The sequence below is a fragment of the Enterobacter sp. WCHEn045836 genome (assembly GCF_003965585.1).
GTDB lineage: Bacteria > Pseudomonadota > Gammaproteobacteria > Enterobacterales > Enterobacteriaceae > Enterobacter > Enterobacter dissolvens.
The window spans coordinates 25,234-49,378 of the sequence record NZ_RXPT01000004.1 but is presented as its reverse complement, the minus strand read 5'-3'; the positions used below and the strand labels follow the sequence as shown (position 1 = coordinate 49,378).

Annotated in this window: 26 protein-coding genes and 2 pseudogenes; 21 read left to right on the top strand and 7 right to left on the bottom strand. The window is 52.9% G+C overall.

The annotated features are described in order from the left end of the window. Window positions 1-7: 7 nt before the first annotated feature. On the bottom strand, window positions 8-139 hold the full coding sequence (gene yqgB, locus EKN38_RS06370) for an acid stress response protein YqgB (RefSeq protein WP_139795425.1): 132 nt from the start codon (window positions 137-139) through the stop codon (window positions 8-10). A 662-nt stretch (window positions 140-801) separates the two neighbouring features. Here yqgB and metK point away from each other — a divergent pair. The 4 genes from metK to gmtX all read left to right on the top strand — a co-directional run bounded on the left by metK (window position 802) and on the right by gmtX (window position 6,890). Beyond that, entirely contained in the window at window positions 802-1,956 is a 1,155-nt protein-coding gene (gene metK, locus EKN38_RS06360; RefSeq protein WP_013098658.1) for a methionine adenosyltransferase, read from the top strand. A gap of 160 nt (window positions 1,957-2,116) precedes the next feature. Further along, window positions 2,117-3,574, top strand: a complete 1,458-nt coding sequence (gene gmtY, locus EKN38_RS06355) for a gamma-mobile-trio recombinase GmtY (protein ID WP_014833215.1) — start codon at window positions 2,117-2,119, stop codon at window positions 3,572-3,574. Next, window positions 3,574-6,213 (top strand): integrase family protein, encoded by a 2,640-nt coding sequence (locus tag EKN38_RS06350; protein WP_126521836.1) that lies wholly within the window; start codon window positions 3,574-3,576, stop codon window positions 6,211-6,213. Before gmtY ends, EKN38_RS06350 begins: the two co-directional genes overlap by 1 nt. Further along, window positions 6,213-6,890, top strand: a complete 678-nt coding sequence (gene gmtX / locus EKN38_RS06345) for a gamma-mobile-trio protein GmtX (RefSeq protein ID WP_014833216.1) — start codon at window positions 6,213-6,215, stop codon at window positions 6,888-6,890. Before EKN38_RS06350 ends, gmtX begins: the two co-directional genes overlap by 1 nt. 34 nt (window positions 6,891-6,924) lie before the next feature. Here gmtX and EKN38_RS06340 read toward each other — a convergent pair whose 3' ends face one another. Next, window positions 6,925-7,221, bottom strand: coding sequence for a helix-turn-helix domain-containing protein (locus EKN38_RS06340; RefSeq protein ID WP_071841861.1), 297 nt, complete (start codon window positions 7,219-7,221; stop codon window positions 6,925-6,927). Next, a pseudogene (locus EKN38_RS06335) lies at window positions 7,209-7,478 on the bottom strand (type I restriction-modification system subunit M N-terminal domain-containing protein); the annotation flags it as partial. The pseudogene EKN38_RS06335 and the gene EKN38_RS06340, both read right to left, overlap by 13 nt. A 585-nt stretch (window positions 7,479-8,063) precedes the next feature. Here EKN38_RS06335 and galP point away from each other — a divergent pair. The 7 genes from galP to ruvX all read left to right on the top strand — a co-directional run bounded on the left by galP (window position 8,064) and on the right by ruvX (window position 13,632). Continuing rightward, entirely contained in the window at window positions 8,064-9,461 is a 1,398-nt protein-coding gene (gene galP / locus EKN38_RS06330; protein ID WP_014833219.1) for a galactose/proton symporter, read from the top strand. A 57-nt stretch (window positions 9,462-9,518) separates the two neighbouring features. Then, entirely contained in the window at window positions 9,519-10,016 is a 498-nt protein-coding gene (locus tag EKN38_RS06325) for a SprT family zinc-dependent metalloprotease (RefSeq protein ID WP_014833220.1), read from the top strand. 94 nt (window positions 10,017-10,110) lie between these two features. Then, window positions 10,111-10,818: a deoxyribonuclease I gene (gene endA / locus EKN38_RS06320; protein WP_014833221.1), complete on the top strand. Its 708-nt coding sequence runs from the start codon at window positions 10,111-10,113 to the stop codon at window positions 10,816-10,818. A 52-nt stretch (window positions 10,819-10,870) separates the two neighbouring features. Next, the gene (rsmE, locus tag EKN38_RS06315) at window positions 10,871-11,602 is read left to right on the top strand and encodes a 16S rRNA (uracil(1498)-N(3))-methyltransferase (RefSeq protein WP_014833222.1); all 732 of its coding nucleotides are present in this window, start codon (window positions 10,871-10,873) and stop codon (window positions 11,600-11,602) included. 19 nt (window positions 11,603-11,621) lie between these two features. Then, entirely contained in the window at window positions 11,622-12,569 is a 948-nt protein-coding gene (gshB, locus tag EKN38_RS06310) for a glutathione synthase (protein ID WP_014833223.1), read from the top strand. Window positions 12,570-12,655: 86 nt separating this feature from the next. After that, window positions 12,656-13,216: a YqgE/AlgH family protein gene (locus EKN38_RS06305; RefSeq protein ID WP_013098664.1), complete on the top strand. Its 561-nt coding sequence runs from the start codon at window positions 12,656-12,658 to the stop codon at window positions 13,214-13,216. Continuing rightward, window positions 13,216-13,632 carry a Holliday junction resolvase RuvX gene (gene ruvX / locus EKN38_RS06300; protein WP_006811925.1) on the top strand — a complete coding sequence of 139 codons (417 nt, stop codon included), beginning with the start codon at window positions 13,216-13,218 and terminating at the stop codon, window positions 13,630-13,632. Before EKN38_RS06305 ends, ruvX begins: the two co-directional genes overlap by 1 nt. Before the next feature lie 10 nt (window positions 13,633-13,642). Here ruvX and EKN38_RS06295 read toward each other — a convergent pair whose 3' ends face one another. Next, the gene (locus tag EKN38_RS06295) at window positions 13,643-14,623 is read right to left on the bottom strand and encodes a type IV pilus twitching motility protein PilT (RefSeq protein ID WP_014833224.1); all 981 of its coding nucleotides are present in this window, start codon (window positions 14,621-14,623) and stop codon (window positions 13,643-13,645) included. 17 nt (window positions 14,624-14,640) lie between these two features. Between EKN38_RS06295 and EKN38_RS06290 the strand changes: the two genes are divergently transcribed. The 6 genes and pseudogenes from EKN38_RS06290 to EKN38_RS06265 form a co-directional block, all read left to right on the top strand. Continuing rightward, window positions 14,641-15,342, top strand: coding sequence for a YggS family pyridoxal phosphate-dependent enzyme (locus EKN38_RS06290; protein WP_014833225.1), 702 nt, complete (start codon window positions 14,641-14,643; stop codon window positions 15,340-15,342). Window positions 15,343-15,363: 21 nt separating this feature from the next. Next, complete coding sequence (locus EKN38_RS06285) at window positions 15,364-15,930, top strand: YggT family protein (protein WP_013098667.1); 567 nt, start codon at window positions 15,364-15,366, stop codon at window positions 15,928-15,930. Next, a complete protein-coding gene (gene yggU, locus EKN38_RS06280) occupies window positions 15,927-16,214 on the top strand; it encodes a DUF167 family protein YggU (RefSeq protein WP_014833226.1) in 288 nt (95 codons plus the stop codon). Before EKN38_RS06285 ends, yggU begins: the two co-directional genes overlap by 4 nt. A gap of 12 nt (window positions 16,215-16,226) precedes the next feature. Continuing rightward, window positions 16,227-16,820 carry an XTP/dITP diphosphatase gene (locus EKN38_RS06275; protein ID WP_013098669.1) on the top strand — a complete coding sequence of 198 codons (594 nt, stop codon included), beginning with the start codon at window positions 16,227-16,229 and terminating at the stop codon, window positions 16,818-16,820. Next, window positions 16,813-17,961 carry a radical SAM family heme chaperone HemW gene (hemW, locus tag EKN38_RS06270; RefSeq protein ID WP_014833227.1) on the top strand — a complete coding sequence of 383 codons (1,149 nt, stop codon included), beginning with the start codon at window positions 16,813-16,815 and terminating at the stop codon, window positions 17,959-17,961. The genes EKN38_RS06275 and hemW overlap by 8 nt, the downstream gene beginning before the upstream one ends. A gap of 35 nt (window positions 17,962-17,996) precedes the next feature. Then, window positions 17,997-18,083 (top strand): annotated as a pseudogene (locus EKN38_RS06265) (DUF559 domain-containing protein); the annotation flags it as partial. 98 nt (window positions 18,084-18,181) lie between these two features. Here the strand turns inward: EKN38_RS06265 and EKN38_RS06260 are convergent. Genes EKN38_RS06260 through trmB form a run of 3 tightly spaced genes read right to left on the bottom strand, consistent with a single transcriptional unit; the run spans window position 18,182 to window position 20,000 of the window. Further along, the gene (locus tag EKN38_RS06260) at window positions 18,182-18,898 is read right to left on the bottom strand and encodes a DUF2884 domain-containing protein (RefSeq protein WP_014833228.1); all 717 of its coding nucleotides are present in this window, start codon (window positions 18,896-18,898) and stop codon (window positions 18,182-18,184) included. A gap of 56 nt (window positions 18,899-18,954) precedes the next feature. Then, entirely contained in the window at window positions 18,955-19,281 is a 327-nt protein-coding gene (locus tag EKN38_RS06255) for a YggL family protein (RefSeq protein ID WP_003862421.1), read from the bottom strand. Beyond that, window positions 19,281-20,000 carry a tRNA (guanosine(46)-N7)-methyltransferase TrmB gene (trmB, locus tag EKN38_RS06250; RefSeq protein ID WP_014833229.1) on the bottom strand — a complete coding sequence of 240 codons (720 nt, stop codon included), beginning with the start codon at window positions 19,998-20,000 and terminating at the stop codon, window positions 19,281-19,283. Before trmB ends, EKN38_RS06255 begins: the two co-directional genes overlap by 1 nt. Window positions 20,001-20,138: 138 nt before the next feature. Between trmB and mutY the strand changes: the two genes are divergently transcribed. From mutY to EKN38_RS06230, 4 genes are all read left to right on the top strand, one after another. Next, window positions 20,139-21,197, top strand: coding sequence for an A/G-specific adenine glycosylase (gene mutY, locus EKN38_RS06245; RefSeq protein ID WP_043951695.1), 1,059 nt, complete (start codon window positions 20,139-20,141; stop codon window positions 21,195-21,197). A 25-nt stretch (window positions 21,198-21,222) separates the two neighbouring features. Continuing rightward, window positions 21,223-21,495 carry an oxidative damage protection protein gene (locus EKN38_RS06240; RefSeq protein ID WP_008499765.1) on the top strand — a complete coding sequence of 91 codons (273 nt, stop codon included), beginning with the start codon at window positions 21,223-21,225 and terminating at the stop codon, window positions 21,493-21,495. 56 nt (window positions 21,496-21,551) lie between these two features. Beyond that, window positions 21,552-22,628, top strand: coding sequence for a membrane-bound lytic murein transglycosylase MltC (gene mltC, locus EKN38_RS06235; RefSeq protein WP_014833231.1), 1,077 nt, complete (start codon window positions 21,552-21,554; stop codon window positions 22,626-22,628). Window positions 22,629-22,873: 245 nt separating this feature from the next. Then, window positions 22,874-24,130, top strand: coding sequence for a nucleoside permease (locus tag EKN38_RS06230; RefSeq protein ID WP_014833232.1), 1,257 nt, complete (start codon window positions 22,874-22,876; stop codon window positions 24,128-24,130). Window positions 24,131-24,145 lie beyond the last annotated feature (15 nt).

Here is a 24,145-nt window from a genome sequence, read left to right as displayed (position 1 = left end):
GCGAACCTCAACTCTTTGTATTAAGTGTAAAACAGTTGACTACTATCGCAGCGTTGTACGGCGATAACAACCCATAAACGGCTCTGTTTCCCAGCAGAGTATGCTGAAATCCAGACCGTGCGACCGGTTTCTTATTCATATCATTGTAAAACACGTATCCGAACTCTGTATGACAAGGTTCGGCGAAACCACGAGAAAACTCTTGTATTAACAAGAGCGCCCTTGTTCAGTTTTCACAAAGCGTGACCGGCCCTGGAATCCTGAGAAGCGCCGAGATGGGTATAACATCGGCAGGTTTGCAGACTAGAAATGCGGGTTGCGGGAATCAAATGCGCGCCAGAACGGCTGCGCTGAATTAGCGGAAAACGATGGTTCATTATCTCGTATCACCTCCACGGCCGCCTCTGCTGAAACGGACCACAAGCCAAAGCTAAAAGTTCACTGCTTAACCCGGCTGGAAGTGGCGACACGATGAGTTCATCGAGCGCTTTTTGTGTATGAGCCGCGCGCCGCGTTTTATACCGAGAAGGGGGCTAAAAAGCAAAACAAAAATGCGCGGGTTGCCAGTACCGTCAGGAAAAATTTCCAGCAGCCATTTCAACGCAGTGAGAGGTTAGTCAAAAAAAACTGGAAATCGGGCGAAGAAGTGACCTAAAATAGCCATCCAGATGTTAATCCATCTATACTGATTAACACTCATACTGCCAGTGTCAAAAACCTGCGGCCTTGGTAGAATTATCTCCTTTGGCTATTCCACACAGCAGCTTGAGCTAACCAAATTCCTCTTAGGTGAAATAAAACATGGCAAAACACCTGTTTACGTCCGAGTCCGTATCAGAAGGACATCCTGATAAAATTGCTGACCAAATCTCCGATGCGGTGCTGGATGCGATCCTGACTCAGGATCCGAAAGCGCGCGTAGCGTGTGAAACCTATGTCAAAACCGGCATGGTTCTGGTTGGCGGTGAGATCACCACCAGCGCATGGGTTGATATCGAAGAGATCACCCGTAACACGGTACGTGAAATCGGTTATGTCCATTCTGATATGGGCTTTGATGCCAATTCCTGCGCGGTCCTGAGCGCGATTGGCAAACAGTCTCCGGACATCAACCAGGGCGTTGACCGTGCCGATCCGCTGGAACAGGGCGCGGGCGACCAGGGCCTGATGTTCGGTTATGCAACCAACGAAACCGACGTGCTGATGCCAGCACCGGTGACCTACGCGCACCGTCTGGTGCAGCGCCAGGCTGAAGTGCGTAAAAACGGCACACTGCCATGGCTGCGCCCGGATGCGAAAAGCCAGGTGACCTTCCAGTACGACGACGGCAAAATCGTCGGTATTGATGCGGTGGTTCTGTCTACCCAGCATGCCGAAGATATCGATCAGAAATCCCTGCAGGAAGCAGTGATGGAAGAGATCATCAAGCCTGTTCTGCCAACCGAATGGCTGAGCAGCGCAACCAAATACTTCATCAACCCAACCGGACGCTTTGTGATTGGCGGCCCAATGGGTGACTGCGGTCTGACCGGTCGTAAAATCATCGTTGATACCTACGGCGGCATGGCACGTCACGGTGGCGGTGCATTCTCCGGTAAAGATCCATCAAAAGTGGACCGTTCTGCTGCCTACGCTGCACGCTATGTGGCGAAAAACATTGTTGCTGCAGGCCTGGCTGACCGCTGTGAGATCCAGGTTTCCTACGCAATCGGCGTGGCGGAACCCACCTCCATCATGGTTGAAACCTTCGGTACTGAAAAAGTGCCTTCAGAACAGCTGACCCTATTGGTGCGCGAGTTCTTCGACCTGCGTCCATACGGCCTGATTCAGATGCTGGATCTGCTGCACCCAATCTACAAAGAAACCGCTGCATACGGTCACTTTGGTCGCGAACATTTCCCATGGGAAAAAACCGACAAAGCCGCTCTGCTGCGTGAAGCTGCCGGTCTGAAGTAATCGACCACCCGCAGCTTAAACAGGCCAGCCTTTGTTTATATACAGTTAACTTAAACGTGTATAAAGTGTACTAAAGCAGATGGATCTGCTTTTTTTTCACCCCAAAACTAAGCAAAGTATACAGTGTGTATTGTGTATTCTACTTAAAGGAAAACATGATTTGTCATCAGTTAAAGTCAGGGCAACGATTGTAGAAGATAACACTGGTATCAAAAGCCAAATCCCTATCCTTCTGACAGAGCAGGGAGAGTTGAGTGTGGTAACAGATTACCTGCTTAAGTTAGAAGCCGACGATGTAAGCCACTCGGTAATGAATGGGGTCCTCCAGGCTGTGTCCTTATTGCTGGATTACATGGAGGCAAATAGAGGCGACTTTGACGACCCAATGCTGCTCTTCCAGACTTTTTCTAAGCGTTTATATACCGGAACGATTGGCGAGAATGGGATTGACCCTTCAGGTTTGTATTGGGTGCCGGCCTCAACCAGTAACGTGAATAAACATATTCAACGACTGACTGCCTTCACCGACTGGCTGGCACACAAACAAGGTGTAGAGTCTGTGAATCCGTTGTGTGAAGCGACCCGGCATGAACAGAGGTTAAATTACGCCGCATGGTATCGCAAAAATCAGAACGATTTTTTAGGTCATATTGAAGATAAAACTGTTAACAAAACCATCCGTAAGGCGAGAACGATCAAAGGCCGTACTCCTCTCACAATAGCTGAACATGATGCTATCGCATTTCCCGAAATGCACTGGGAAAAATTCTATATGTGTGGTGTTGGTGGCTCTGGCGATCCACGAGTGGCACTAAGAGATAAATTAATTCTTCTGCTTATGCACGGTGGTGGGGTGCGCGAAAGTGAGGCGTTAACACTTTGGGTGACGGATGTATTTGAAGACCCGTATAACCCAGACAGTGCTGTGGTCAGGATCTATAACGAGACTGATGGTAAGGCCCCTGAAGGTTGGCGTAATCGCTCTGGTGCATCAACCAGAGCGGCATATTTAAAAGAACAATATGCCCGGATACCACGACAGCGAATGAAAGGAACTGCCCGACTTGGCTGGAAGAACCGCGTGGTTGATCATAAAGATAATTACCTACAGGTTCAGTGGTTTCCTGCCGACTATGGAAAAGTGTTTATGTCACTCTGGAAAAACTATCAAAAGTATCGCGCCAGTATCGACTGTCACCACCCTTATGCATTCATTTCTTTTCATCACAGCGCCCTCGGTAACCCTTACACAATTTCCGCTTTTCATGACAACTACATCAATGGATTAAAACGAATTGGTTTAGAACCAAACAAGGCAGAAGGTTTAGGCCCTCACGGACATCGACATAACTACGGAAGACGATTAGAGCGTTCAGGGCTGAGCCCGCTTGTGATCCGCCGTTGCATGCATCACAAGTCTCTGGATTCACAAATCCCATATACAGGCAAAGGTCAGAAAGAAATTTCGGACGAACTCACTAAAGCTACACTGCTGCTGGCAAACCCTGATTCGAAAGTCAAAATTCTTGACTGGAAAGCTCTAACTGAACATGGCTTTAATGACATTGACCCGCAGGGTTATTTCACAGGCCGGAATCCAAAGCTGAGAGGTAAATAATGTTGCCACCAAAAAGCAAAAAAAATGATGGGCGTACATCCGACTTAGCTTTCTTATGGATGCTGACTACGCTTGGCGCAGAATGGCGGCAATGGCAGGAGCTGGCAGCAAAGTGGATGGCAACACAAACCCTCGGTATAAGTGATAAACGCGAGGCCCTGGGACGTTTCTTTGAGTCCTATATTGCTGTGTACGCCCCGTATGCAATAAGTGATTTGTCATTATTTTTTAAAGGCTACCAGGGACATAAGTGCTCCAGTGAAGAGTTTGAGCAAATTATAAGGAGCACTGTTGCCGCATCCGCGAACATTCAAAAAGGCATGAACTATGCTTATGAATTCATTGATTTTGTTGTCAAAGACGTTTTTTCGGAAAAAGATAACTATGGCAATTTAGTTCCATTGGTTTTAAATCCACTCCGAAAAATTAAAAAAGGATATGTTGCTACAGAAACAGTGCGCAACCCCTTACCATATCGCTATATTCAGAACCTGCGCCAGATCCTTTGTCCATTACCGGATAAAACTGAACTCACCATTATCGGTCAGAATCTTAAACAGGAAGAAAAATTACTTCCTGCTTGGCATTACCGTCACTTTAAATACTGGGTTTGGGCGCAGCATGCTGGGAGCGACTGGTTTGAAGTCGGGCCAGAACTGATTGATAAAAATGACCCCGACTGCGTATGGCGTACCAGAGAAGTGACCCGTAAAGGTAAAAAAATCACCCTTTATCAAATCTGGTCGCCTGTAAAAGCAATGATGATTTTCATTAAGCTCCACCTGCCACTTCGTTCCTCGCAGGTTCGTATGCTGGACAGCGGAGAAGCCGATACGTGGCGCTATGAAAATGGTCGATGGATTCTTAACACTCGACATGATTTCGCCCTTGGCAGTGCAAAGCGCCCATTTGGAAAAGGCATATTCCGTCGGATTTACGATACCATGACTGGACTATACTCGACGGGGTTGTACATCAATACCAACAAGACTGCTGACCAGAATAAAAATGAACTGGAACGTGGTTACATCATACCGTGGCAAAACGAAGAAGTGCTGTACTGGCTGGAGAAATTGAGGAACTGGCAAGAAAAATACAATCCGATTGCGAAGCCTACCGAATGTACTTTGCTGCTGAGAAAGCATATACACCACCAGGGATCAGACAGACAACTGAAAAGTATGGGAGAAATCGCTTTTCTGTTCCGTGACGCATCTGCCAGAGGCGAGGATAAACAAAAACCTATTCCTTATAACGCGTCAGATTCATTCTGGTATCAATTGCTGCTTGAATTAGAAAATCAACTCGCAGCCCGCGGGGATACCCTGGATAACGACGAGCGTTTGAAGCTGGTTGTGGATTATCCCGAGGGAAGAATGAAAGGTACAGCCACGCTGTTTCCTCTTCACAGCCTGCGTGTCTCTCTGATCACTGCGTACACAATGGACACACAACTGCCATTACCTGTGATTTCAAAACTCCTGGCAGGCCATACTCGCCTGTTGATGACCATCTATTACAACAAAATCACACCTTCTGTCATGGCAGATAAAATGAGCGAGGCACATGACACTCTGGATGTTAAATCCAGGCTGTCGGTTCGCAACTTTCTCAAAGATGCTTCAATGGAGCAGATTCAGTGCAGGATGGCATATCACAGCGAGGGGAGTATCCAGACAGCTCTGGTTAATCGTAACCCGATTGGCTGGGAAGAGCGTTCGTGTGGGCTGTGCCTGATGGGAGGTAACACCGTGAAGCCTGATGAAATTAATACCCTAGGAGGATGCTGGAATGGTGGGGTATTGATAAAAGACTCAGGCTCCGCTGCCAGCCGTATTTATGAAAGTGTCCCCCATGGCCCTCAAAACTGTATTCGTTGTCGATGGGTTATCACCGAGGCCCGGTTCCTTCCTGCGCTCAATGCCCAATTTAACCAGCTGAGTTACAGGGCACACCAGGCTTCTGCCTTATCTGTGGAAATTGAAGGTGAACTGGACATACTTAAAGATGAACAGTTTTTCTTTGAGGAACAAGGAAAACCCTTTATCAGACATGATGAGCTAAAGGCACTACAGCGCCGTTATGAAATACAGCAAGCAGAAGCAGATGAGTATACGAAAGACTGGATTGCGTGTTTTGAACTTATTAACAAAATCATTCGTGTCGAAGAACTCAGGAAGGACGGCGACCTCAAAGATAAATTGATTGCGGTTGGCTCAGAGCAGGACGTTTGTCATGCTCTGAAGTTTATCGAAACTGACTCGGAATTATTGCATCTGTCTTTATTGTGCGAGGATGCTGAGTTCTATCCAGATTTGCTGGATGAACTTCGCAAAACTCCGGTCATTCAAAAGCGTTCGGTGCAGCTGAGTCGGGTATTAATGAAAAAAGGTTTTGAGCCTGTTTTCATGGAAATGGACGATAAACAGCAGCTTATTGCTGCCAACGCAATGCTGCGTCAGATGGCTAAAATAGCTGATCCTGACGATAAACTTGAAGGATACCGCAAGGTGGTCGGTTATATTGAGGCAGGTGAATACCTGACTAATAATAACCTTTTTTCTGAGGGGATTCAGTCCCTTACCAGCAAAGCCATTCACCTTAGTCACATTGCCCTGCCTGACTTACTGGAGAACTAATGGAATTAAATATTGATATCATTCTTGCTGATTTGAAAGAAGGCAAAGTAAAGCGGACTCAGCAGAACCTTGAAAAGCTTAATGACACCTTGAAGAAATATGCTGAATCAGGCCAGCGAGACTTCTCCATCACAAAGATTGGGTTGGTGTCCGCTGCCGATGGCGGTCTTGCTTATGAAGCCCTGCGGGCTACCCGTAACGAGCATTACCGCACACTGATAAAGGCCTGGGCAGCCACTTGTAATACCAGTATCCAAAAGCCATTATCCGGTACCTCCCGGTCTAAATCTGTTCCCGCAGACTATAAACTTTTAGAGCGCATCCCGGACCTGGCGGTACGCGCCTTGTTTGGCCAAATCATTGCCGAGCGTAACCGCTACCGCAATGAAGTAAATCTGCTCAAACAACATGCCAATATCATCATCGACAAACGCCCCGTGCGGCAGTTTCAAACGACACCAGAATCTACGGTGGAGGTATTACCGTCCCTGTCAGGAATTCTCACCCACTCAGAAAAGAAAGCCCTGGCGTATTCCATATCTGAGGAATGCATGGATAAGAACAACTGGCAGATTACCCAGGCCGGGCAAGTAAAAGACACGGACTACAACAGTGAAGTTTTTCCACGAGGTTTTGTCACAGGGCTTCGAAAGTTATTGGATGTGGCAGATGAATAACGGCAAATGGCTATGTAAGCATCCCACATAATTGTCACCATTTTTCCCGTCTGGCGGGAGAAAATTCATATTTGTCTTTCTCTTCTGTTGAGGAAGCTGGAGTTGAAGGTTTGTTCGAAGATAAGGAAAGCTCAATCCCTAAAACAGTAAACACTCTGAATAGCCTTTCAAAACTGGCACTCGATGGATTGGATTCAAAACGTGCATAAGCTTGCTGTGACACTCCTAATCGCTCTGAAATAGCTTTCTGTGTGAGTCCATTAACTTTGCGAAAACCAATCAATATTGGACGTAAATGATCAAGATGCTTTATCGGATACCGAGGGAGTATTCAGAGGTGTTGTAGAAGGGGTATTCAGCGGTTGAGCGCAGAATGGTATCCAGCTCAACATCGGCATCCTTGAAAGCGTCATGCGCTTCTCTCACCGCCTCGCGGGTCGGGTCCAGCGCACACTCCAGGCGGCGCAGCAGGGTAAACGGCAAAATGATCTTGCCAAAGTCCGTATGCTTGAAGTCCCCCCAAAGGTCTTCCGCATTCTTCCAAATAAAGTCAGCCTGTGAAGCTGCCGATCCCGTAAATTCGCTCATTCTGGACTCCAACCACTTTTTGCACAGAACGGTACTGGAGTCAATCTGCGAATGTCAACCAGATTTTGCACAAAAGGGGATGGATTTAAATTCTTGGCTAAATTTGCGATCCTACCTCAGAATGCAAATAGCCGAAATTTCTAGGAAGAAAATCGTACACACCGCTATACACAGTGTGTACATCTTAAGATGTAGGCCAAAACATTAATATGTAATCATTATTTTCAAGTCACAATCAATAAACACCCTATTAACTGTATACTCAAGTATGCTGGCCTTTTTTATGTCGGGTGGCGGCAATGCCTGGAACCGTTTACACCTCACTCTCTATACCCCGCTTTCAGAAAAATCTCTTTGCATGATCGGCTTTCTTCTGCTGTTACATTTCCTTTCAGTTAAGTCTGAAATTCATGCAAACGCGATGCGCATCACCTCATTTACCTCTATATTTTCAAAGCTTTATTAATATTTACAGTTACACACTGGTGTAACCGATTACACCTATGTGATTTATCTCACATATTTTTACGGGTCGCTCACCTACCCTTAACATCAATAAAACTGATAACCCAACTGGAGGGCATAATGCCTGACAATAATAAACAGGGGCGTACGTCCAACAAGGCGATGACATTCTTCGTCTGCTTCCTTGCCGCCCTGGCAGGATTACTCTTTGGCCTAGATATCGGCGTGATTGCCGGCGCCCTTCCCTTTATCGCAGACGAATTCCAGATTAACGCACATACCCAGGAATGGGTGGTCAGCTCCATGATGTTCGGTGCGGCCGTCGGGGCCGTCGGCAGCGGCTGGCTCTCTTTCAAACTGGGACGTAAAAAGAGCCTGATGATTGGCGCGATCCTCTTCGTCGCCGGTTCCCTCTTCTCTGCCGCCGCCCCTAACGTTGAAGTGCTTATCCTGTCCCGTGTGCTGTTGGGGCTGGCCGTAGGCGTCGCGTCTTATACCGCGCCGCTTTACCTGTCAGAAATCGCGCCGGAGAAAATCCGCGGCAGTATGATTTCGATGTACCAGCTGATGATCACCATCGGGATTTTGGGCGCTTACCTGTCCGATACCGCCTTTAGCTACAGCGGCGCATGGCGCTGGATGCTGGGTGTGATCATCATTCCGGCCATTCTGCTGCTGATTGGCGTCTTCTTCCTGCCGGACAGCCCGCGCTGGTTTGCCGCCAAGCGCCGTTTCGTCGATGCCGAACGCGTGCTGCTGCGTCTGCGTGATACCAGTGCGGAAGCTAAAAACGAGCTGGAAGAGATCCGCGAAAGCCTGAAGGTGAAACAGTCTGGCTGGGCGCTGTTCAAAGAGAACAGCAACTTCCGTCGGGCGGTCTTCCTCGGCGTGCTGCTGCAGGTGATGCAACAGTTCACCGGGATGAACGTCATCATGTATTACGCGCCAAAAATCTTTGAGCTGGCGGGGTATACCAATACCACCGAGCAGATGTGGGGCACCGTGATCGTGGGGCTGACCAACGTGCTGGCGACCTTCATCGCCATCGGTCTGGTCGACCGCTGGGGACGTAAGCCAACGCTGACCCTGGGCTTCCTGGTGATGGCCGCCGGTATGGGGATCCTCGGTACGATGATGCACATGGGCATTCACTCCCCAACCGCGCAGTACCTGGCGGTAGGTATGCTGCTGATGTTTATCGTCGGGTTTGCAATGAGTGCCGGCCCGCTGATTTGGGTGCTGTGCTCTGAAATCCAGCCGCTGAAAGGACGTGATTTCGGTATCACCTGCTCTACCGCGACCAACTGGATTGCCAATATGATCGTCGGTGCCACGTTCCTGACCATGCTCAACACGCTGGGCAATGCGAACACCTTCTGGGTCTACGCCGGTCTGAACCTGTTCTTTATTGTTCTCACCGTCTGGCTGGTTCCTGAAACCAAACACGTTTCACTGGAACACATTGAACGTAACCTGATGAAAGGTCGTCCGCTGCGCGAAATCGGCGCACACGACTAATCCTCTTGCGGGAGGCGCCTCTTGCGCCTCCCCGCTTCGCGCTTTATGCTCTGCCCCATGAAAGCACCCCGTCTCCCCATCGCCATTCAGCAAGCCGTTATGCGCAGCCTGCGGGAAAAACTCGCCCAGGCCAACCTGAAGCTCGGCCGTAATTATCCGGAACCGAAACTCGTCTACCAGCAGCGAGGAACCGCGGCGGGTACCGCGTGGCTGGAGTCCTATGAGATCCGCCTGAACCCGGTACTGATGATGGAAAACCAGCAGGCGTTTATCGAGGAAGTGGTGCCGCACGAACTGGCACACCTTCTGGTATGGAAACACTTCGGCCGCGTGGCTCCGCACGGCAAAGAGTGGAAATGGATGATGGAGTCGGTGCTCGGCGTTCCGGCACGCCGTACTCATCAGTTCGAACTGGAATCGGTACGCCGTAATACCTTCCCCTACCGCTGCCAGTGCCAGCAGCATCAGCTCACCGTTCGTCGCCATAATCGTGTGGTACGCGGCGAGGCAACCTACCGCTGCGTGAAGTGCGGCGAGCCACTGGTCGCAGAATAACCAACTGAACTTTCAGGAACTTTCCTGATCTGGCTGATTGCATACAGGAACAACTTTCGCTACGTTGCGGGCTCGTTTTGACACGGAGTGTAAGATGTCCCGTAATTTCTCTCTCGCGGTTGCCTTTCTGACAACGGCGCTCTCCGGCCAGGCTCTGGCCGACGGTATCAACAGTTTTTCCCAGGCCAAAGCGGCAGGCGTGAAGGTCAACGCTGACGTGCCGGGCGACTTCTACTGTGGCTGCAAAATTAACTGGCAGGGTAAAAAAGGGGTCGTTGACCTTGAATCCTGCGGCTATAAGGTGCGTAAAAACGAAAACCGCGCCAGCCGCATCGAGTGGGAACATGTGGTTCCGGCATGGCAGTTTGGCCATCAGCGCCAGTGCTGGCAGGATGGCGGACGTAAAAACTGCGCCAAAGATCCGGTCTATCGTCAAATGGAAAGCGATATGCACAACCTGCAGCCCGCCGTGGGTGAAGTGAATGGCGACCGCGGCAATTTTATGTACAGCCAGTGGAACGGTGGCGAAGGCCAGTACGGCCAGTGCGGAATGAAGGTGGATTTTAAAGAGAAAGTCGCCGAGCCCCCTGCCCGGGCACGCGGCAGCATTGCCCGCACGTACTTCTATATGCGCGATCGTTACAACCTCAACCTTTCCCGCCAGCAAACCCAACTGTTTAACGCCTGGAATAAACAATACCCGGTCACCGAGTGGGAATGTCAGCGCGACGAACGCATCGCCAGGGTCCAGGGGAATCATAACCCTTACGTCCAGCGGGCTTGCCAGGCGCAAAAGAGCTAACCTACACTAGCGGCAATTCGCTTACACAGCATGACACATGGAATTTTTGACTATGCGTATTCCTCGCATCTATCACCCTGAACTGATTACCGCTGGCCGCGAAATCGCCCTGTCTGACGATGCCGCCAATCACGTTGGCCGCGTGCTGCGCATGGGGGCAGGCCAGGCGATTCAGCTGTTCGACGGCTCCAACCAGGTTTTCGACGCGGAAATTACGCGGGCGGATAAAAAAAGCGTGCACGTCAATGTGCTGCGCGGCGAAGTCGATGACCGTGAATCGCCGCTGCACATTCATCTGGGCCAGGTGATGTCGCGCGGGGAAAAGATGGAGTTCACCATTCAGAAATCCATTGAACTGGGTGTAAGCCTCATTACGCCACTTTTTTCTGAGCGCTGCGGCGTTAAACTGGATGCGGAACGTCTGAACAAGAAGATCCAGCAGTGGCAGAAAATTGCCATTGCTGCCTGTGAACAGAGTGGCCGCAACCGTATTCCGGAGATCCGCCCGGCGATGGATCTCGAAGACTGGTGTGCAGAAGAGGAGAGCGGGCTGAAGCTCAATCTCCATCCGCGCGCCAGCGCCAGTATCAATACGCTGCCGCTGCCCGTTGAACGTGTACGCCTGCTGATTGGCCCGGAAGGCGGCCTGTCGGCAGATGAAATTGCCATGACGGCGCGTTACCAGTTTACTGATATTCTGTTGGGACCTCGCGTTCTGCGCACTGAGACAACGGCACTCACAGCCATCACCGCGCTACAGGTGCGGTTTGGCGATCTGGGTTGACCCATTAACGGAGAAGAACATGATCAAGCTCGGCATCGTGATGGACCCCATCGCAAACATTAACATCAAGAAAGATTCCAGCTTCGCTATGCTGCTGGAAGCGCAGCGTCGCGGCTATGAGCTCCACTATATGGAGATGAACGATCTTTATCTGATCAACGGTGAAGCCCGCGCACGCACCCGCATCGTTAACGTCGAGCAAAATTACGACAAATGGTACGAATTCGGCAGCGAGCAGGATATTGCGCTCGCCGATCTCAACGTCATCCTGATGCGTAAAGATCCTCCGTTCGACACCGAATACATTTACTGCACCTATATCCTCGAGCGCGCAGAAGAAAAAGGGACGCTTATCGTCAATAAACCGCAGAGCCTGCGTGACTGCAACGAGAAGCTCTACACCGCCTGGTTCTCCGATCTGACGCCGGAAACGCTGGTGACCCGCAGCAAAGCCCAGTTGAAGGAATTCTGGCAGAAACACGGCGATATCATCATGAAACCGCTGGACGGCATGGGCGGCGCGTCGATTTTCCGCGTAAAAGAAGGCGACCCGAATATCGGCGTGATTGCCGAAACGCTGACCGAACTGGGCACGCGTTACTGCATGGCACAGAACTATCTGCCCGCGATTAAAGATGGCGATAAACGCGTTCTGGTGGTGGATGGCGAACCCGTGCCTTACTGCCTGGCACGTATCCCGCAGGGGGGCGAAACCCGTGGCAATCTGGCGGCCGGTGGCCGTGGCGAACCGCGTCCGTTAAGCGAAAGCGACTGGGAAATTGCCCGCCGCGTCGGCCCAACGCTGAAAGCCAAAGGTCTGATCTTTGTTGGCCTGGATATCATTGGCGATCGTCTGACCGAAGTGAACGTCACCAGCCCGACCTGCATTCGTGAAATTGAAGCGGAATTCCCGGTCTCGATCACCGGAATGCTGATGGACGCCATCGAAAAACGTATCCAGAAATAACTTACCAATACTATTAGTGACAGCACCCCGGTTTGTCCGCATACTGGGGCTGTCGCTTTTTAAACCAGGAAACAGTACCTCTGACAATGAATTTACAGCATCACTTTCTTATTGCCATGCCTGCTCTCCAGGACCCGATTTTCCGCCGCTCCGTGGTTTATATTTGTGAATACAATGAAGACGGCGCGATGGGTATTATCATCAACAAGCCGCTGGAGAACCTGCAGGTTGAAGGGATTCTGGAAAAGCTGAAAATTACAGCTGAAGCGCGCCTGCCGGAAATCCGTCTTGATAAACCGGTGATGCTGGGTGGCCCTCTTGCAGAGGATCGCGGTTTTATCCTGCATACGCCGCCCATTTTCTCTTCCAGTATTCGTATCTCTGACAACACGGTGATCACCACCTCCCGCGATGTGCTGGAAACGCTGGGCACCGCAGAGCAGCCTTCCGAAGTGCTGGTGGCACTGGGTTACGCCTCCTGGGAGAAGGGCCAGCTTGAGCAGGAGATCCTGGATAACGCCTGGCTCACCGCCCCTGCTGACATGAATATCCTGTTCAAAACCCCTATCGCCGACCGCTGGCGTGATGCGGCGAAACTGATTGGCATTGATATTCTGACCATGCCTGGCGTTGCGGGGCACGCCTGATGAGCGGAACACTTCTGGCCTTCGATTTTGGCACGAAAAGCATTGGCGTCGCCGTCGGCCAGCGTATTACCGGCACCGCCCGTCCGCTCACGGCCCTTAAGGCGAACGACGGCACCCCGGACTGGAACCTTATTGAGCGTCTGCTTAAAGAGTGGCAGCCGGACGACGTGATTGTCGGTTTACCGCTCAACATGGACGGCACTGAACAGCCACTTACCGCCAGAGCGCGTAAATTTGCTAATAAAATCCACGGTCGCTTTGGCGTCTCCGTGAAGCTCCACGACGAACGACTGAGTACCGTCGAAGCGCGTGCCGGCCTTTTTGAGCACGGGGGCTTCCGCGCACTCAACAAAGGCAGCGTCGATTCGGCTTCCGCCGTCATCATCCTCGAAAGCTATTTCGAACAGGGTTACTGAGCGCCGGGGCCTACAACCGCCCCTGCGCCCGTCGCTCTGCCAGGCTCCGATCAAAATTCTGCATCCCCGCCTGCTGACCGGTTTGAATAATACCGGGCAACTGCCACGTTTTACCTTCGCGGATAAGGTTCGCTGCCGCTGGCGTATTCACCAGCAGCTCATACAGCGCGACGCGCCCACCCTGCAGATCGGGGAGTAGCCTCTGCGCCAGCACCGCCCGCAGGCTCCCGGCCAGCTGATTACGTACCGGGTCTTTCTCCTGCGCCGGGAACGTATCGACCAGCCGTTCAATCGCCTGCGAGGCACCGCGGGTGTGCAGCGTCGCCAGCACCAGATGCCCGGTTTCCGCGGCGGTCAGCGCCAGGCGGATCGTTTCGCTGTCGCGCAGTTCTCCCAGCAGGATGACATCGGGATCTTCCCGCAACGCACTGCGCAGCGCCTCGGCAAATGAGGGACTGTGCAGGCCGATCTCCCGCTGCTGAATCAGACAACGTTCGCTCTGATAGACAAACTCCACCGGATCTTCGAGCGTCAGAATATGCCCATCCGTCTGGTGATTAAGAAAATCCACCATTGCCGCAAGGGTTGTGGATTTGCCGCTGCCGGTTGCGCCTGTCACCAGTATCAGCCCGCTGTCGTGGGACAGGAGTTCCGGGATAGCCTGGGGAGCGCCCAGGGCGGAGAGCTGCGGGCAGACCCGGGGTAACAGGCGCAGCGTGATGGAGTTGCCCTTCATCTGTTTAAAGGCGCTTGCGCGCAGGCGCTGGTTTCCCGCAAGGGTCACAGCAAAATCTACCTGCCCGCTTGCCCACCATGTCCCCTGCTGCTCATCGTTGAGCCACGTTTTCAGTAACGCATCCACATCGGGAGAGGGAAAGGGAGCCGGTTCAAGGCGGCCTGCTCTGCGCCAGCGCGGTGGCGAATCACTGCACAGGTGTAGATCGGAGACATTATGCTTTACACTAAGGGCCACAATTTCTTCCACATCCATATATTACTCCTCGGAAAATGAACGACATTGCGCATAACCTGGCACAGGTCCGGGACAAAATCTCAGCCGCAGCAACACGTTGCGGCCGTGCTTCAGAAGAAATTACGTTACTTGCAGTGAGCAAAACCAAGCCTGCGAGCGCCATCGCAGAAGCGATTGATGCAGGCCAGCGTGCATTTGGTGAGAACTACGTGCAGGAAGGCGTGGATAAAATTCGCTATTTCCAGGAGCAGGGGAATACCGGCCTGCAATGGCACTTTATTGGCCCACTGCAGTCGAATAAAAGCCGTCTGGTGGCAGAGCACTTTGACTGGTGCCATACCATCGACCGTCTGCGGATTGCCACCCGTCTGAACGATCAGCGCCCGGCAGAGATGCCAGCGCTCAACGTACTCATTCAGATCAATATCAGCGATGAAAACAGTAAATCCGGTATTGCGCTGAATGAGCTGGAGGCTCTGGCAGCCGAAGTGGCGGCCCTGCCGCGCTTAACCCTGCGCGGTTTGATGGCCATCCCGGCGCCTGAGTCAAGTTATGAAAGGCAGTTTGCCGTGGCACAGCAAATGGCTGTAGCATTTGAGGCGCTTAAAGCGCGCTATGAAACGGTAGACACGCTTTCTCTGGGCATGTCGGATGATATGGAAGCCGCCATCGCGGCAGGCAGCACTATGGTGCGCATCGGCACGGCAATTTTCGGTGCGCGCGACTACACCCAATAATAAGGAAACCTGAGGAACGCCATGAAGACGTTGACTTTCCTGCTCTCAACGGTCATTGAGCTGTATACGATGGCGCTTTTGCTGCGCGTCTGGATGCAGTGGGCCCGCTGTGATTTTTACAACCCGTTCTCGCAGTTTGTCGTGAAAATCACCCAACCTGTTGTGGGACCGCTGCGCCGTATTATTCCGGCGATGGGCCCCATTGACAGCGCGTCTCTGCTGGTGGCGTTTATTCTGAGCGTTATCAAAGCGATTGTGCTGTTTATGGTCATCACTTTCCAGCCGATCATCTGGATTGCTGCCGTCCTGATCCTGATTAAAACCATCGGCCTGCTGATCTTCTGGGTGCTGCTGGTCATGGCCATCATGAGTTGGGTCAGCCAGGGCCGTAGCCCGGTGGAGTATGCCTTGATTCAGCTGGCCGAACCGCTGCTGCGTCCCATTCGTAACCTGCTCCCGTCAATGGGCGGCATCGACTTTTCCCCGATGATCCTGGTTCTGCTGCTGTATGTCGTTAATATGGGCATTGCCGAGCTGTTACAGTCCACGGGCGATATGCTGCTGCCGGGGCTGTGGATGGCGCTATGAGTGCCGTAAGCACCTGCGCTGATGGGCTGGTTTTACGGCTGTATATTCAGCCGAAAGCCAGCCGTGACAGTATTGTTGGACTGCATGGCGACGAGTTAAAAGTCGCCATCACCGCCCCACCGGTAGATGGCCAGGCGAATGCGCATCTGACCAAATATCTGGCAAAACAGTTTCGCGTTGCCAAAAGCCAGGTCATCATAGAAAAAGGTGAACTTGGGCGACATAAACAGGTAAAAATCCTTAATCCGCAATCCATCCCGACGGACGTCGCGGCTCTGATTTAACAGGATAAAACGATGCAGAAAGTTGTTCTCGCTACCGGCAACGCCGGTAAAGTGCGCGAGCTGGCCTCGCTATTAAATGATTTTGGGCTGGATGTAGTGGCGCAGACCGAGCTTGGCGTGGAGTCCGCCGAAGAGACCGGCCTGACGTTTATCGAAAACGCGATCCTGAAAGCACGCCATGCCGCGCAGGTGACCGGCCTGCCCGCGATTGCCGATGATTCCGGCCTGGCGGTTGATTTTCTGGGCGGTGCTCCGGGCATTTACTCTGCCCGCTATTCAGGCGTGGACGCCACCGACCAGCAGAATCTGGAAAAGCTGCTTGTCGCCCTGAAGGATGTGCCAGACGAACAGCGTACCGCGCAGTTCCACTGCGTGCTGGTCTATATGCGTCACGCGGAAGACCCTACGCCTGTCGTCTGCCACGGCAGCTGGCCGGGGGTGATTACCCGTGAAGCAGCCGGTAACGGCGGCTTTGGCTACGACCCCATCTTCTTTGTCCCGACTGAGGGCAAAACCGCCGCGGAACTGACCCGCGAAGAGAAAAGCGCGATTTCCCACCGTGGACGCGCCCTGAAACTGTTACTGGAAGCGCTGCGTAATGGCTAATTTGCCACCCCTGAGTCTTTATATTCACATCCCGTGGTGCGTGCAGAAATGCCCGTACTGCGATTTCAACTCGCACGCGCTGAAAGGTGAAGTGCCGCACGATGATTACGTTGCGCATCTGCTGGCCGACCTGGATGCCGATGTACCTTACGCGCAGGGACGTGAAGTTAAGACCATTTTTATTGGTGGCGGTACGCCGAGCCTGCTATCAGGCCCGGCGATGCAGACGCTGCTGGACGGCGTGCGTGCGCGCCTGAATCTGGCAGCGGATGCTGAAATTACGATGGAAGCCAACCCCGGTACCGTTGAGGCCGACCGTTTTGTCGAGTATCAGCGGGCGGGCGTGAACCGGATTTCCATCGGCGTGCAGAGCTTTAGCGAGCCGAAGTTAAAACGACTGGGGCGTATTCACGGCCCGGAAGAGGCGAAGCGGGCGGCAAAGCTGGCTACTGGGCTGGGTCTGCGCAGTTTTAACCTCGATCTGATGCACGGCCTGCCGGATCAGTCGCTGGAAGAGGCGCTGGACGATTTGCGTCAGGCGATTGCCCTGAACCCGCCGCATCTTTCGTGGTATCAGCTGACCATCGAGCCCAATACGCTGTTTGGCTCTCGTCCGCCGGTGCTGCCGGATGACGATGCGCTGTGGGATATCTTCGAGCAGGGCCATCAGTTGTTGACCGCCGCAGGCTATCAGCAGTACGAAACGTCGGCCTATGCGAAGCCGGGCTACCAGTGCCAGCACAACCTGAACTACTGGCGCTTTGGCGACTATCTGGGCATTGGCTGCGGCGCGCACGGTAAAGTCACCTTCCCTGACGGGCGAATTCTGCGTACGGCTAAGACGCGCCATCCGCGCGGGTATATGGAAGGTCGTTATCTTGAACGTCAGCACGATGTCGAGGCGGTGGATAAGCCGTTTGAGTTCTTTATGAACCGCTTCCGCCTGCTGGAAGCCGCACCGCGTAAAGAGTTTGCCCTTTATACCGGGTTGCCGGAAGCCGTGATTCGCCCACAAATAGATGAGGCGCTGGCGCAGGGGTATCTCACGGAATGTGAGGAATACTGGCAGATCACCGAGCACGGCAAACTGTTCTTAAACTCCCTTCTCGAGTTGTTCCTCGCCGAAGAATCTGAAGGCTGATTCAGAATTTTGCATCCCGTTCTGCCGGCTGAGGGAAAGGCTGGCATGTCATTCGATTCTGGAATAACGAACTCTGGAACAACGAAGAGGCGGTATTAGAAAAAATACGGGAAACCCTGTAAATGCTACCCTCACCCCGGCCCTCTCCCTGAAAGGGAGAGGGAGCAAACCATCCCCTCGCCCCTTTGGGGAGAGGGTTAGGGTGAGGGGGGAATATTAATTACTTCAGCGTCCCCACCAGCGCCTTACGGCTATCTTCCAGCGACACCACACGTTTACACACGTCTTTACCGAACTGCTGGAAATCGGCTTCCTGATTCTTCCACTCGTTCTGAATCGAGGTCTGCAGACCGCCCAGGCTACCCAGCACGCCCTGCAGCGGGTTACCGCCGCCTTTCAGTACCGCTTTGGCGCCCATCTCGTTAATGCTGTCCTGCAGGATACCGCCCATGGCCTGATTCACCAGCTGCTGGCCGTCAGCACGCACCTGATCGATCGCTTTGTAGTGGAACGTCAGGCCGTCGGTACGATGCTCGATAATCCGGTTCATCTGCTCTTTCAGCTGCTTGTCGAGCTTCGTCAGGCGGGTGCGCATGTTGCTGCTCTCACCCACCTCTTTGGTAATGATCTTGTCCAGTGCGACGCGGCCTTTCTCAACGCGCGTCAGAGCGCCTTCGTCAATCCACGGCAGCGCGGTACGCAAATCGGCCTGATAGTCTCTCGCCTGCTCACGCTGCGCGGCAGTCAGGTTGTACTGTTTGCCATTGAACGTGACATCACCCTGCGGCGTGATGACCAGATTGCCGTTCTCGCCTTTAACCTGCACGGTTTGCGGGCTTAACACCACGTCATCACGCGGGGTGACGCTACATTTATATTCCGCATGGGCGGTGAATCCGGTTGCCATTAAGGCAACAGCCAGCAACGTTTTGCGCATTTTTAACACTCCCTCAGACAAAATGGGCCAGCATTAGCTGGCCCCTGACTTCTTTATTAGTCCCACCAAACGTCGAAAAGTTCGCTGACGCGGACATCTTCCAGTTTGTGGTCTTCAAGCCATTTGCGTACCAGTGCCTGATGTTCTTCGGTGCATTTACCCACTTCCTGGGTGCAGATAAGACCTTCCCACGCCAGATAGCCGCTACCGTCGAAGGCCAGCTTGTTTGGCTCGATCACCTCGTTGATGAACGCATCAACGTCCTGATCGATCTGCTCAACGCTGGTGCCTTCCGGGAAACGCCAGGCAACGGAGAAGCCCACTTCCTGGAATTCTTCGATGTGCATCTTTTTACGCAGACGACGGCTACGATTCTTTGCCATTATTTCACCCTCTCGAACATTAAGTCCCATACGCCGTGACCAAGACGATGGCCACGCTGTTCAAATTTTGTTACCGGACGCGAATCCGGACGCGGTACATAGTCGTTGCTCTCTGACTGGTTTTTATACCCGTCCAGAGACGACATCACTTCCAGCATATGTTCCGCATAAGGTTCCCAGTCGGTCGCCATATGGAAGACACCGCCCAGTTTCAGCTTACTTTTTACCAGCTCAGCAAACGGCGCCTGAACGATACGGCGCTTATTATGACGTGCTTTGTGCCACGGGTCAGGGAAAAAGAGCTGAACCATGTTCAAAGAATTGTCAGGAATCATTTTGTGCAGCACTTCGACCGCGTCATGACACATCACGCGCAGGTTCTCTACCCCCTCTTCATGGGCCGTGGCCAGACACGCGCCAACGCCCGGGGAATGCACTTCAATGCCGAGGAAGTTCTGCTCCGGGCGGGCTTTCGCCATGGTCACCAGTGAGGTACCCATACCAAAGCCGATCTCCAGGGTCACTGGCGCATCGCGACCGAACAGGTCGGCAAAGTCGAGCGGCTGCTCGCTGAACTCAACGCCCATCACCGGCCAGTAGTTGTCCAGCGCGTGTTGCTGCCCTTTTGTCAGGCGACCCTGACGGCGGACAAAGCTGCGAATACGGCGCAGCGGGCGACCGTTTTCATCAAATTCCGGTGAAATGACGTCGTTTTTCATAAAAGAGTTGTCTGCTTGTGAGAATGTTCGGGAAACGGGCATTATCCAAAGTTAAGGCTTCTATGCAAGCATGGGAAAGATCCGGTTTACAGCAGATTGACGCTGTGCTGCAATCGGCGTCCCTGATTATACGAATCGATGACCATGCAAGCCTCTCAATTTTCAGCCCAGGTGCTGGACTGGTACGACAAATACGGGCGTAAAACCCTGCCCTGGCAAATTGAAAAAACGCCTTACAAAGTATGGCTCTCCGAAGTGATGTTGCAACAAACGCAGGTTGCCACGGTGATCCCTTACTTTGAGCGTTTTATGGCGCGCTTTCCCACGGTGACCGATCTGGCCAACGCACCGTTAGACGAGGTGCTGCACCTGTGGACGGGGCTTGGTTACTACGCCCGCGCGCGCAATCTGCACAAAGCCGCACAGCAGGTTGCGACCCGCCACAACGGCCAATTCCCGGAAACCTTCGACGAGGTGGCGGATTTACCCGGTGTCGGACGATCCACCGCGGGTGCCATCCTCTCACTGTCCCTCGGCAAGCATTTCCCGATCCTTGACGGTAACGTGAAGCGCGTGCTGGCACGTTGCTATGCGGTTGACGGCTGGCCGGGGAAAAAAGAGGTCGAAAAGCGGCTGTGGGAGATCAGCGAAGCGGTAACCCCGGCAAAGGGCGTGGAGCGGTTTAACCAGGCGATGATGGATCTCGGTGCGATGGTCTGCACGCGCTCGAAACCAAAATGCGAGCTCTGCCCGCTCAATAACCTGTGCGTGGCGTACGCAAACCATTCCTGGGCGCAGTATCCCGGTAAAAAGCCGAAGCAGACGCTGCCGGAGCGCACGGGCTACATGCTGCTGATGCAGCACGGTGACGAGGTCTTCCTGGCCCAGCGCCCACCGAGCGGCCTGTGGGGTGGTCTATACTGCTTCCCACAGTTTGAAGATGAAGCCACGCTGCGGGCCTGGCTTAAACAGCGCGGCATTGCTGCCGATAACCTGACGCAGCAGACCGCGTTTCGCCACACTTTCAGCCATTTCCATCTGGATATAGTGCCGATGTGGCTTCCCGTGTCCACCCTCGCCTCGTGCATGGATGAAGGCACCGCTCTCTGGTATAACTTAGCGCAACCGCCATCAGTCGGACTGGCGGCTCCCGTGGAGCGCCTGTTACAACAATTACGTGCCGGTGCAATGGTTTAGCATCGGTTAAAAAAGAGGAATAAGTATGGCCAGAACCATTTTTTGTACTTTCCTGCAGCGCGACGCTGAAGGCCAGGACTTCCAGCTTTACCCGGGCGAACTGGGTAAGCGCATTTATAACGAGATCTCCAAAGAAGCCTGGGGACAGTGGCAGAAAAAACAGACCATGCTGATTAACGAGAAAAAGCTCAGCATGATGAACCCGGAACACCGCAAGCTGCTGGAGCAGGAGATGGTGAGCTTCCTGTTCGAAGGTAAAGACGTGCACATCGAAGGCTATACGCCGCCGGAAAAATAACAGCGCGCGGGGGAAACCCCGCCGTTAAAGCAAACACAACACGCACTCCCGGAATGATGAAAAAAATTTTAGCGCTAGCCCTTGTTGCGCCGTTGCTTGTCTCGTGTTCATCCAAAAAAGGCGATGAATACAACGAAGCCTGGGTTAAGGACACCAACGGTTTTGATATTTTGATGGGGCAGTTTGCCCACAACATCGAGAACATATGGGGATTTAACGAAGTTCTTATCGCCGGACCTAAGGACTACGTTAAGTACACCGACGCCTACCAGACCCGTAGCCACATCAACTTCGATGACGGTACGATCACGGTTGAAACCATCGCGGGGACTGACCCTGCGGCGCATTTACGGCAGGCCATTATCAAAACCCTGCTGATGGGCGACGATCCGGGTTCTATCGATCTCTACTCCGACGCCGACGACATTACCATTTCTAAAGAGCCGTTCCTGTACGGTCAGGTCGTGGACCAGACCGGTCAGCCTATCCGCTGGGAAGGCCGCGCCACGAAATTTGCCGACTATCTGCTGCAAACGCGTCTGAAAAGCCGCACCAACGGCCTGAAAGTGATTTATAGCGTCACGATTAACCTGGTGCCGAACCACCTCGACAAGCGTGCACATAAGTATCTGGGCATGGTGCGTCAGGCGTCACGTAAATATGGCGTGGATGAGTCGCTGATCCTGGCGATCATGCAGACCGAATCGTCCTTTAACCCGTACGCCGTGAGCCGTTCCGACGCGCTGGGGCTGATGCAGGTTGTCCAGCACAGCGCCGGTAAAGACGTGTTCCGCGCACAGGGGAAATCGGGCACGCCGAGCCGCAGCTATCTGTTCGATCCGCAGAGCAACATTGATACCGGCACCGCCTATCTGGCGATGCTCAACAATGTCTATCTGGGCGGGATTGATAACCCAACGTCGCGTCGCTATGCGGTCATTACCGCCTACAACGGCGGTGCCGGCAGCGTGCTGCGCGTCTTCTCGAATGACAAAGTGCAGGCCGCAAATATCATCAACAGCATGGCACCGGGAGATGTTTATTCCACGCTCACCACCCGCCACCCGTCTGCGGAATCCCGTCGCTATCTGTATAAAGTGAACACGGCGCAGAAGAACTATCGTCGCCGCTAGAAAATCATCCCTCACCCTCTCCCACAGGGAGAGGGCCAGGGTGAGGGCATCAGGCCGCCCCCATCTCACCCCATCCATACGAAAATGTTATTTGCATCACAATCCAAACTGCAAATTAATGTGGATTGCATTTTTTTGCGGGAGGTAACAAAACATATCGTTGCCAACTGATAGAATTGCATCAAATAACAACCCTGAATGTTCCTATAACAACATATCTCCCGCTCACTTGTGAGGAAAGTAACATGAACCTTAAGCTGCAGCTTAAAATATTGTCGTTTCTGCAGTTCTGCCTGTGGGGTAGCTGGCTGACTACACTCGGCTCCTATATGTTTGTGACGCTCAAGTTCGATGGCGCGTCAATCGGTGCCGTCTACAGCTCGCTGGGTATCGCGGCGGTCTTTATGCCAACGCTGCTGGGGATCGTGGCGGATAAATGGTTGAGTGCGAAATGGCTGTACATGCTTTGCCACCTGGTGGGCGCGGGGACGCTGTTTATGGCAGCCCAGGTCACCACGCCGGGGGCGATGTTTATGGTGATCCTGCTTAACTCGCTGGCCTATATGCCAACGCTTGGCCTGATCAACACCATCTCCTACTACCGCCTGAAATCTGCGGATATGGATATCGTGACCGATTTCCCGCCAATCCGTATCTGGGGCACCATCGGTTTTATTATGGCGATGTGGGGCGTGAGCTTCGCGGGCTTCGAACTGAGCCATATGCAGCTCTACATCGGTGCGGCGCTCTCCGTGGTGCTGGCGCTGTTCACGATGACGCTGCCGCATATTCCGGTATCTAACCAGCAAAAAAACCAGAGCTGGAGCACCATGCTCGGCCTGGACGCTTTCGCGCTGTTTAAAAACAAACGCATGGCGATCTTCTTTATCTTCTCCATGCTGCTGGGTGCGGAACTGCAGATCACCAACATGTTCGGCAACACCTTCCTGCACAGCTTCGATAATAACCCGCTGTTCTCTGGCAGCTTTATCGTTGAACACGCCTCCGTGATGATGTCCATCTCGCAGATCTCTGAGACGCTGTTCATCCTGACCATCCCGTTCTTCCTGAGCCGCTACGGCATCAAGAACGTCATGCTGATCAGTATTGCGGCGTGGATGTTGCGCTTCGGTCTGTTCGCCTACGGCGACCCAAGCCCGTTCGGCACCGTGCTGCTGGTTCTGTCGATGATTGTTTACGGCTGCGCCTTCGACTTCTTCAACATCTCTGGTTCGGTGTTTGTGGAAAAAGAGGTGAAACCTGAAATCCGCGCCAGCGCACAGGGTATGTTCCTGATGATGACCAACGGCTTCGGCTGTATCCTGGGCGGTGTGGTGAGCGGTAAAGTGGTTGAGATGTATACCACCAACGGCATTACCGACTGGCAGCCAGTGTGGCTTATCTTCGCCGCATACTCGCTGGTGCTGTTCTTCGCGTTTATCGTGCTGTTCCAGTACAAGCATGTACGCGAACCGCACGGCGCACAGCCAGTCGCGCATTGATTATTGTGCCGGGTA

What these genes read in the sequence shown, in the direction of transcription:
- yqgB (WP_139795425.1), bottom strand. Translation starts at nt 139, where the DNA reads ATGAATAAGAAACCGGTCGCACGGTCTGGATTTCAGCATACTCTGCTG.
- metK (WP_013098658.1), top strand. Translation starts at nt 802, where the DNA reads ATGGCAAAACACCTGTTTACGTCCGAGTCCGTATCAGAAGGACATCCT.
- EKN38_RS06350 (WP_126521836.1), top strand. Translation starts at nt 3,574, where the DNA reads ATGTTGCCACCAAAAAGCAAAAAAAATGATGGGCGTACATCCGACTTA.
- gmtX (WP_014833216.1), top strand. Translation starts at nt 6,213, where the DNA reads ATGGAATTAAATATTGATATCATTCTTGCTGATTTGAAAGAAGGCAAA.
- galP (WP_014833219.1), top strand. Translation starts at nt 8,064, where the DNA reads ATGCCTGACAATAATAAACAGGGGCGTACGTCCAACAAGGCGATGACA.
- EKN38_RS06325 (WP_014833220.1), top strand. Translation starts at nt 9,519, where the DNA reads ATGAAAGCACCCCGTCTCCCCATCGCCATTCAGCAAGCCGTTATGCGC.
- endA (WP_014833221.1), top strand. Translation starts at nt 10,111, where the DNA reads ATGTCCCGTAATTTCTCTCTCGCGGTTGCCTTTCTGACAACGGCGCTC.
- rsmE (WP_014833222.1), top strand. Translation starts at nt 10,871, where the DNA reads ATGCGTATTCCTCGCATCTATCACCCTGAACTGATTACCGCTGGCCGC.
- gshB (WP_014833223.1), top strand. Translation starts at nt 11,622, where the DNA reads ATGATCAAGCTCGGCATCGTGATGGACCCCATCGCAAACATTAACATC.
- EKN38_RS06305 (WP_013098664.1), top strand. Translation starts at nt 12,656, where the DNA reads ATGAATTTACAGCATCACTTTCTTATTGCCATGCCTGCTCTCCAGGAC.
- ruvX (WP_006811925.1), top strand. Translation starts at nt 13,216, where the DNA reads ATGAGCGGAACACTTCTGGCCTTCGATTTTGGCACGAAAAGCATTGGC.
- EKN38_RS06295 (WP_014833224.1), bottom strand. Translation starts at nt 14,623, where the DNA reads ATGGATGTGGAAGAAATTGTGGCCCTTAGTGTAAAGCATAATGTCTCC.
- EKN38_RS06290 (WP_014833225.1), top strand. Translation starts at nt 14,641, where the DNA reads ATGAACGACATTGCGCATAACCTGGCACAGGTCCGGGACAAAATCTCA.
- EKN38_RS06285 (WP_013098667.1), top strand. Translation starts at nt 15,364, where the DNA reads ATGAAGACGTTGACTTTCCTGCTCTCAACGGTCATTGAGCTGTATACG.
- yggU (WP_014833226.1), top strand. Translation starts at nt 15,927, where the DNA reads ATGAGTGCCGTAAGCACCTGCGCTGATGGGCTGGTTTTACGGCTGTAT.
- EKN38_RS06275 (WP_013098669.1), top strand. Translation starts at nt 16,227, where the DNA reads ATGCAGAAAGTTGTTCTCGCTACCGGCAACGCCGGTAAAGTGCGCGAG.
- hemW (WP_014833227.1), top strand. Translation starts at nt 16,813, where the DNA reads ATGGCTAATTTGCCACCCCTGAGTCTTTATATTCACATCCCGTGGTGC.
- EKN38_RS06260 (WP_014833228.1), bottom strand. Translation starts at nt 18,898, where the DNA reads ATGCGCAAAACGTTGCTGGCTGTTGCCTTAATGGCAACCGGATTCACC.
- EKN38_RS06255 (WP_003862421.1), bottom strand. Translation starts at nt 19,281, where the DNA reads ATGGCAAAGAATCGTAGCCGTCGTCTGCGTAAAAAGATGCACATCGAA.
- trmB (WP_014833229.1), bottom strand. Translation starts at nt 20,000, where the DNA reads ATGAAAAACGACGTCATTTCACCGGAATTTGATGAAAACGGTCGCCCG.
- mutY (WP_043951695.1), top strand. Translation starts at nt 20,139, where the DNA reads ATGACCATGCAAGCCTCTCAATTTTCAGCCCAGGTGCTGGACTGGTAC.
- EKN38_RS06240 (WP_008499765.1), top strand. Translation starts at nt 21,223, where the DNA reads ATGGCCAGAACCATTTTTTGTACTTTCCTGCAGCGCGACGCTGAAGGC.
- mltC (WP_014833231.1), top strand. Translation starts at nt 21,552, where the DNA reads ATGAAAAAAATTTTAGCGCTAGCCCTTGTTGCGCCGTTGCTTGTCTCG.
- EKN38_RS06230 (WP_014833232.1), top strand. Translation starts at nt 22,874, where the DNA reads ATGAACCTTAAGCTGCAGCTTAAAATATTGTCGTTTCTGCAGTTCTGC.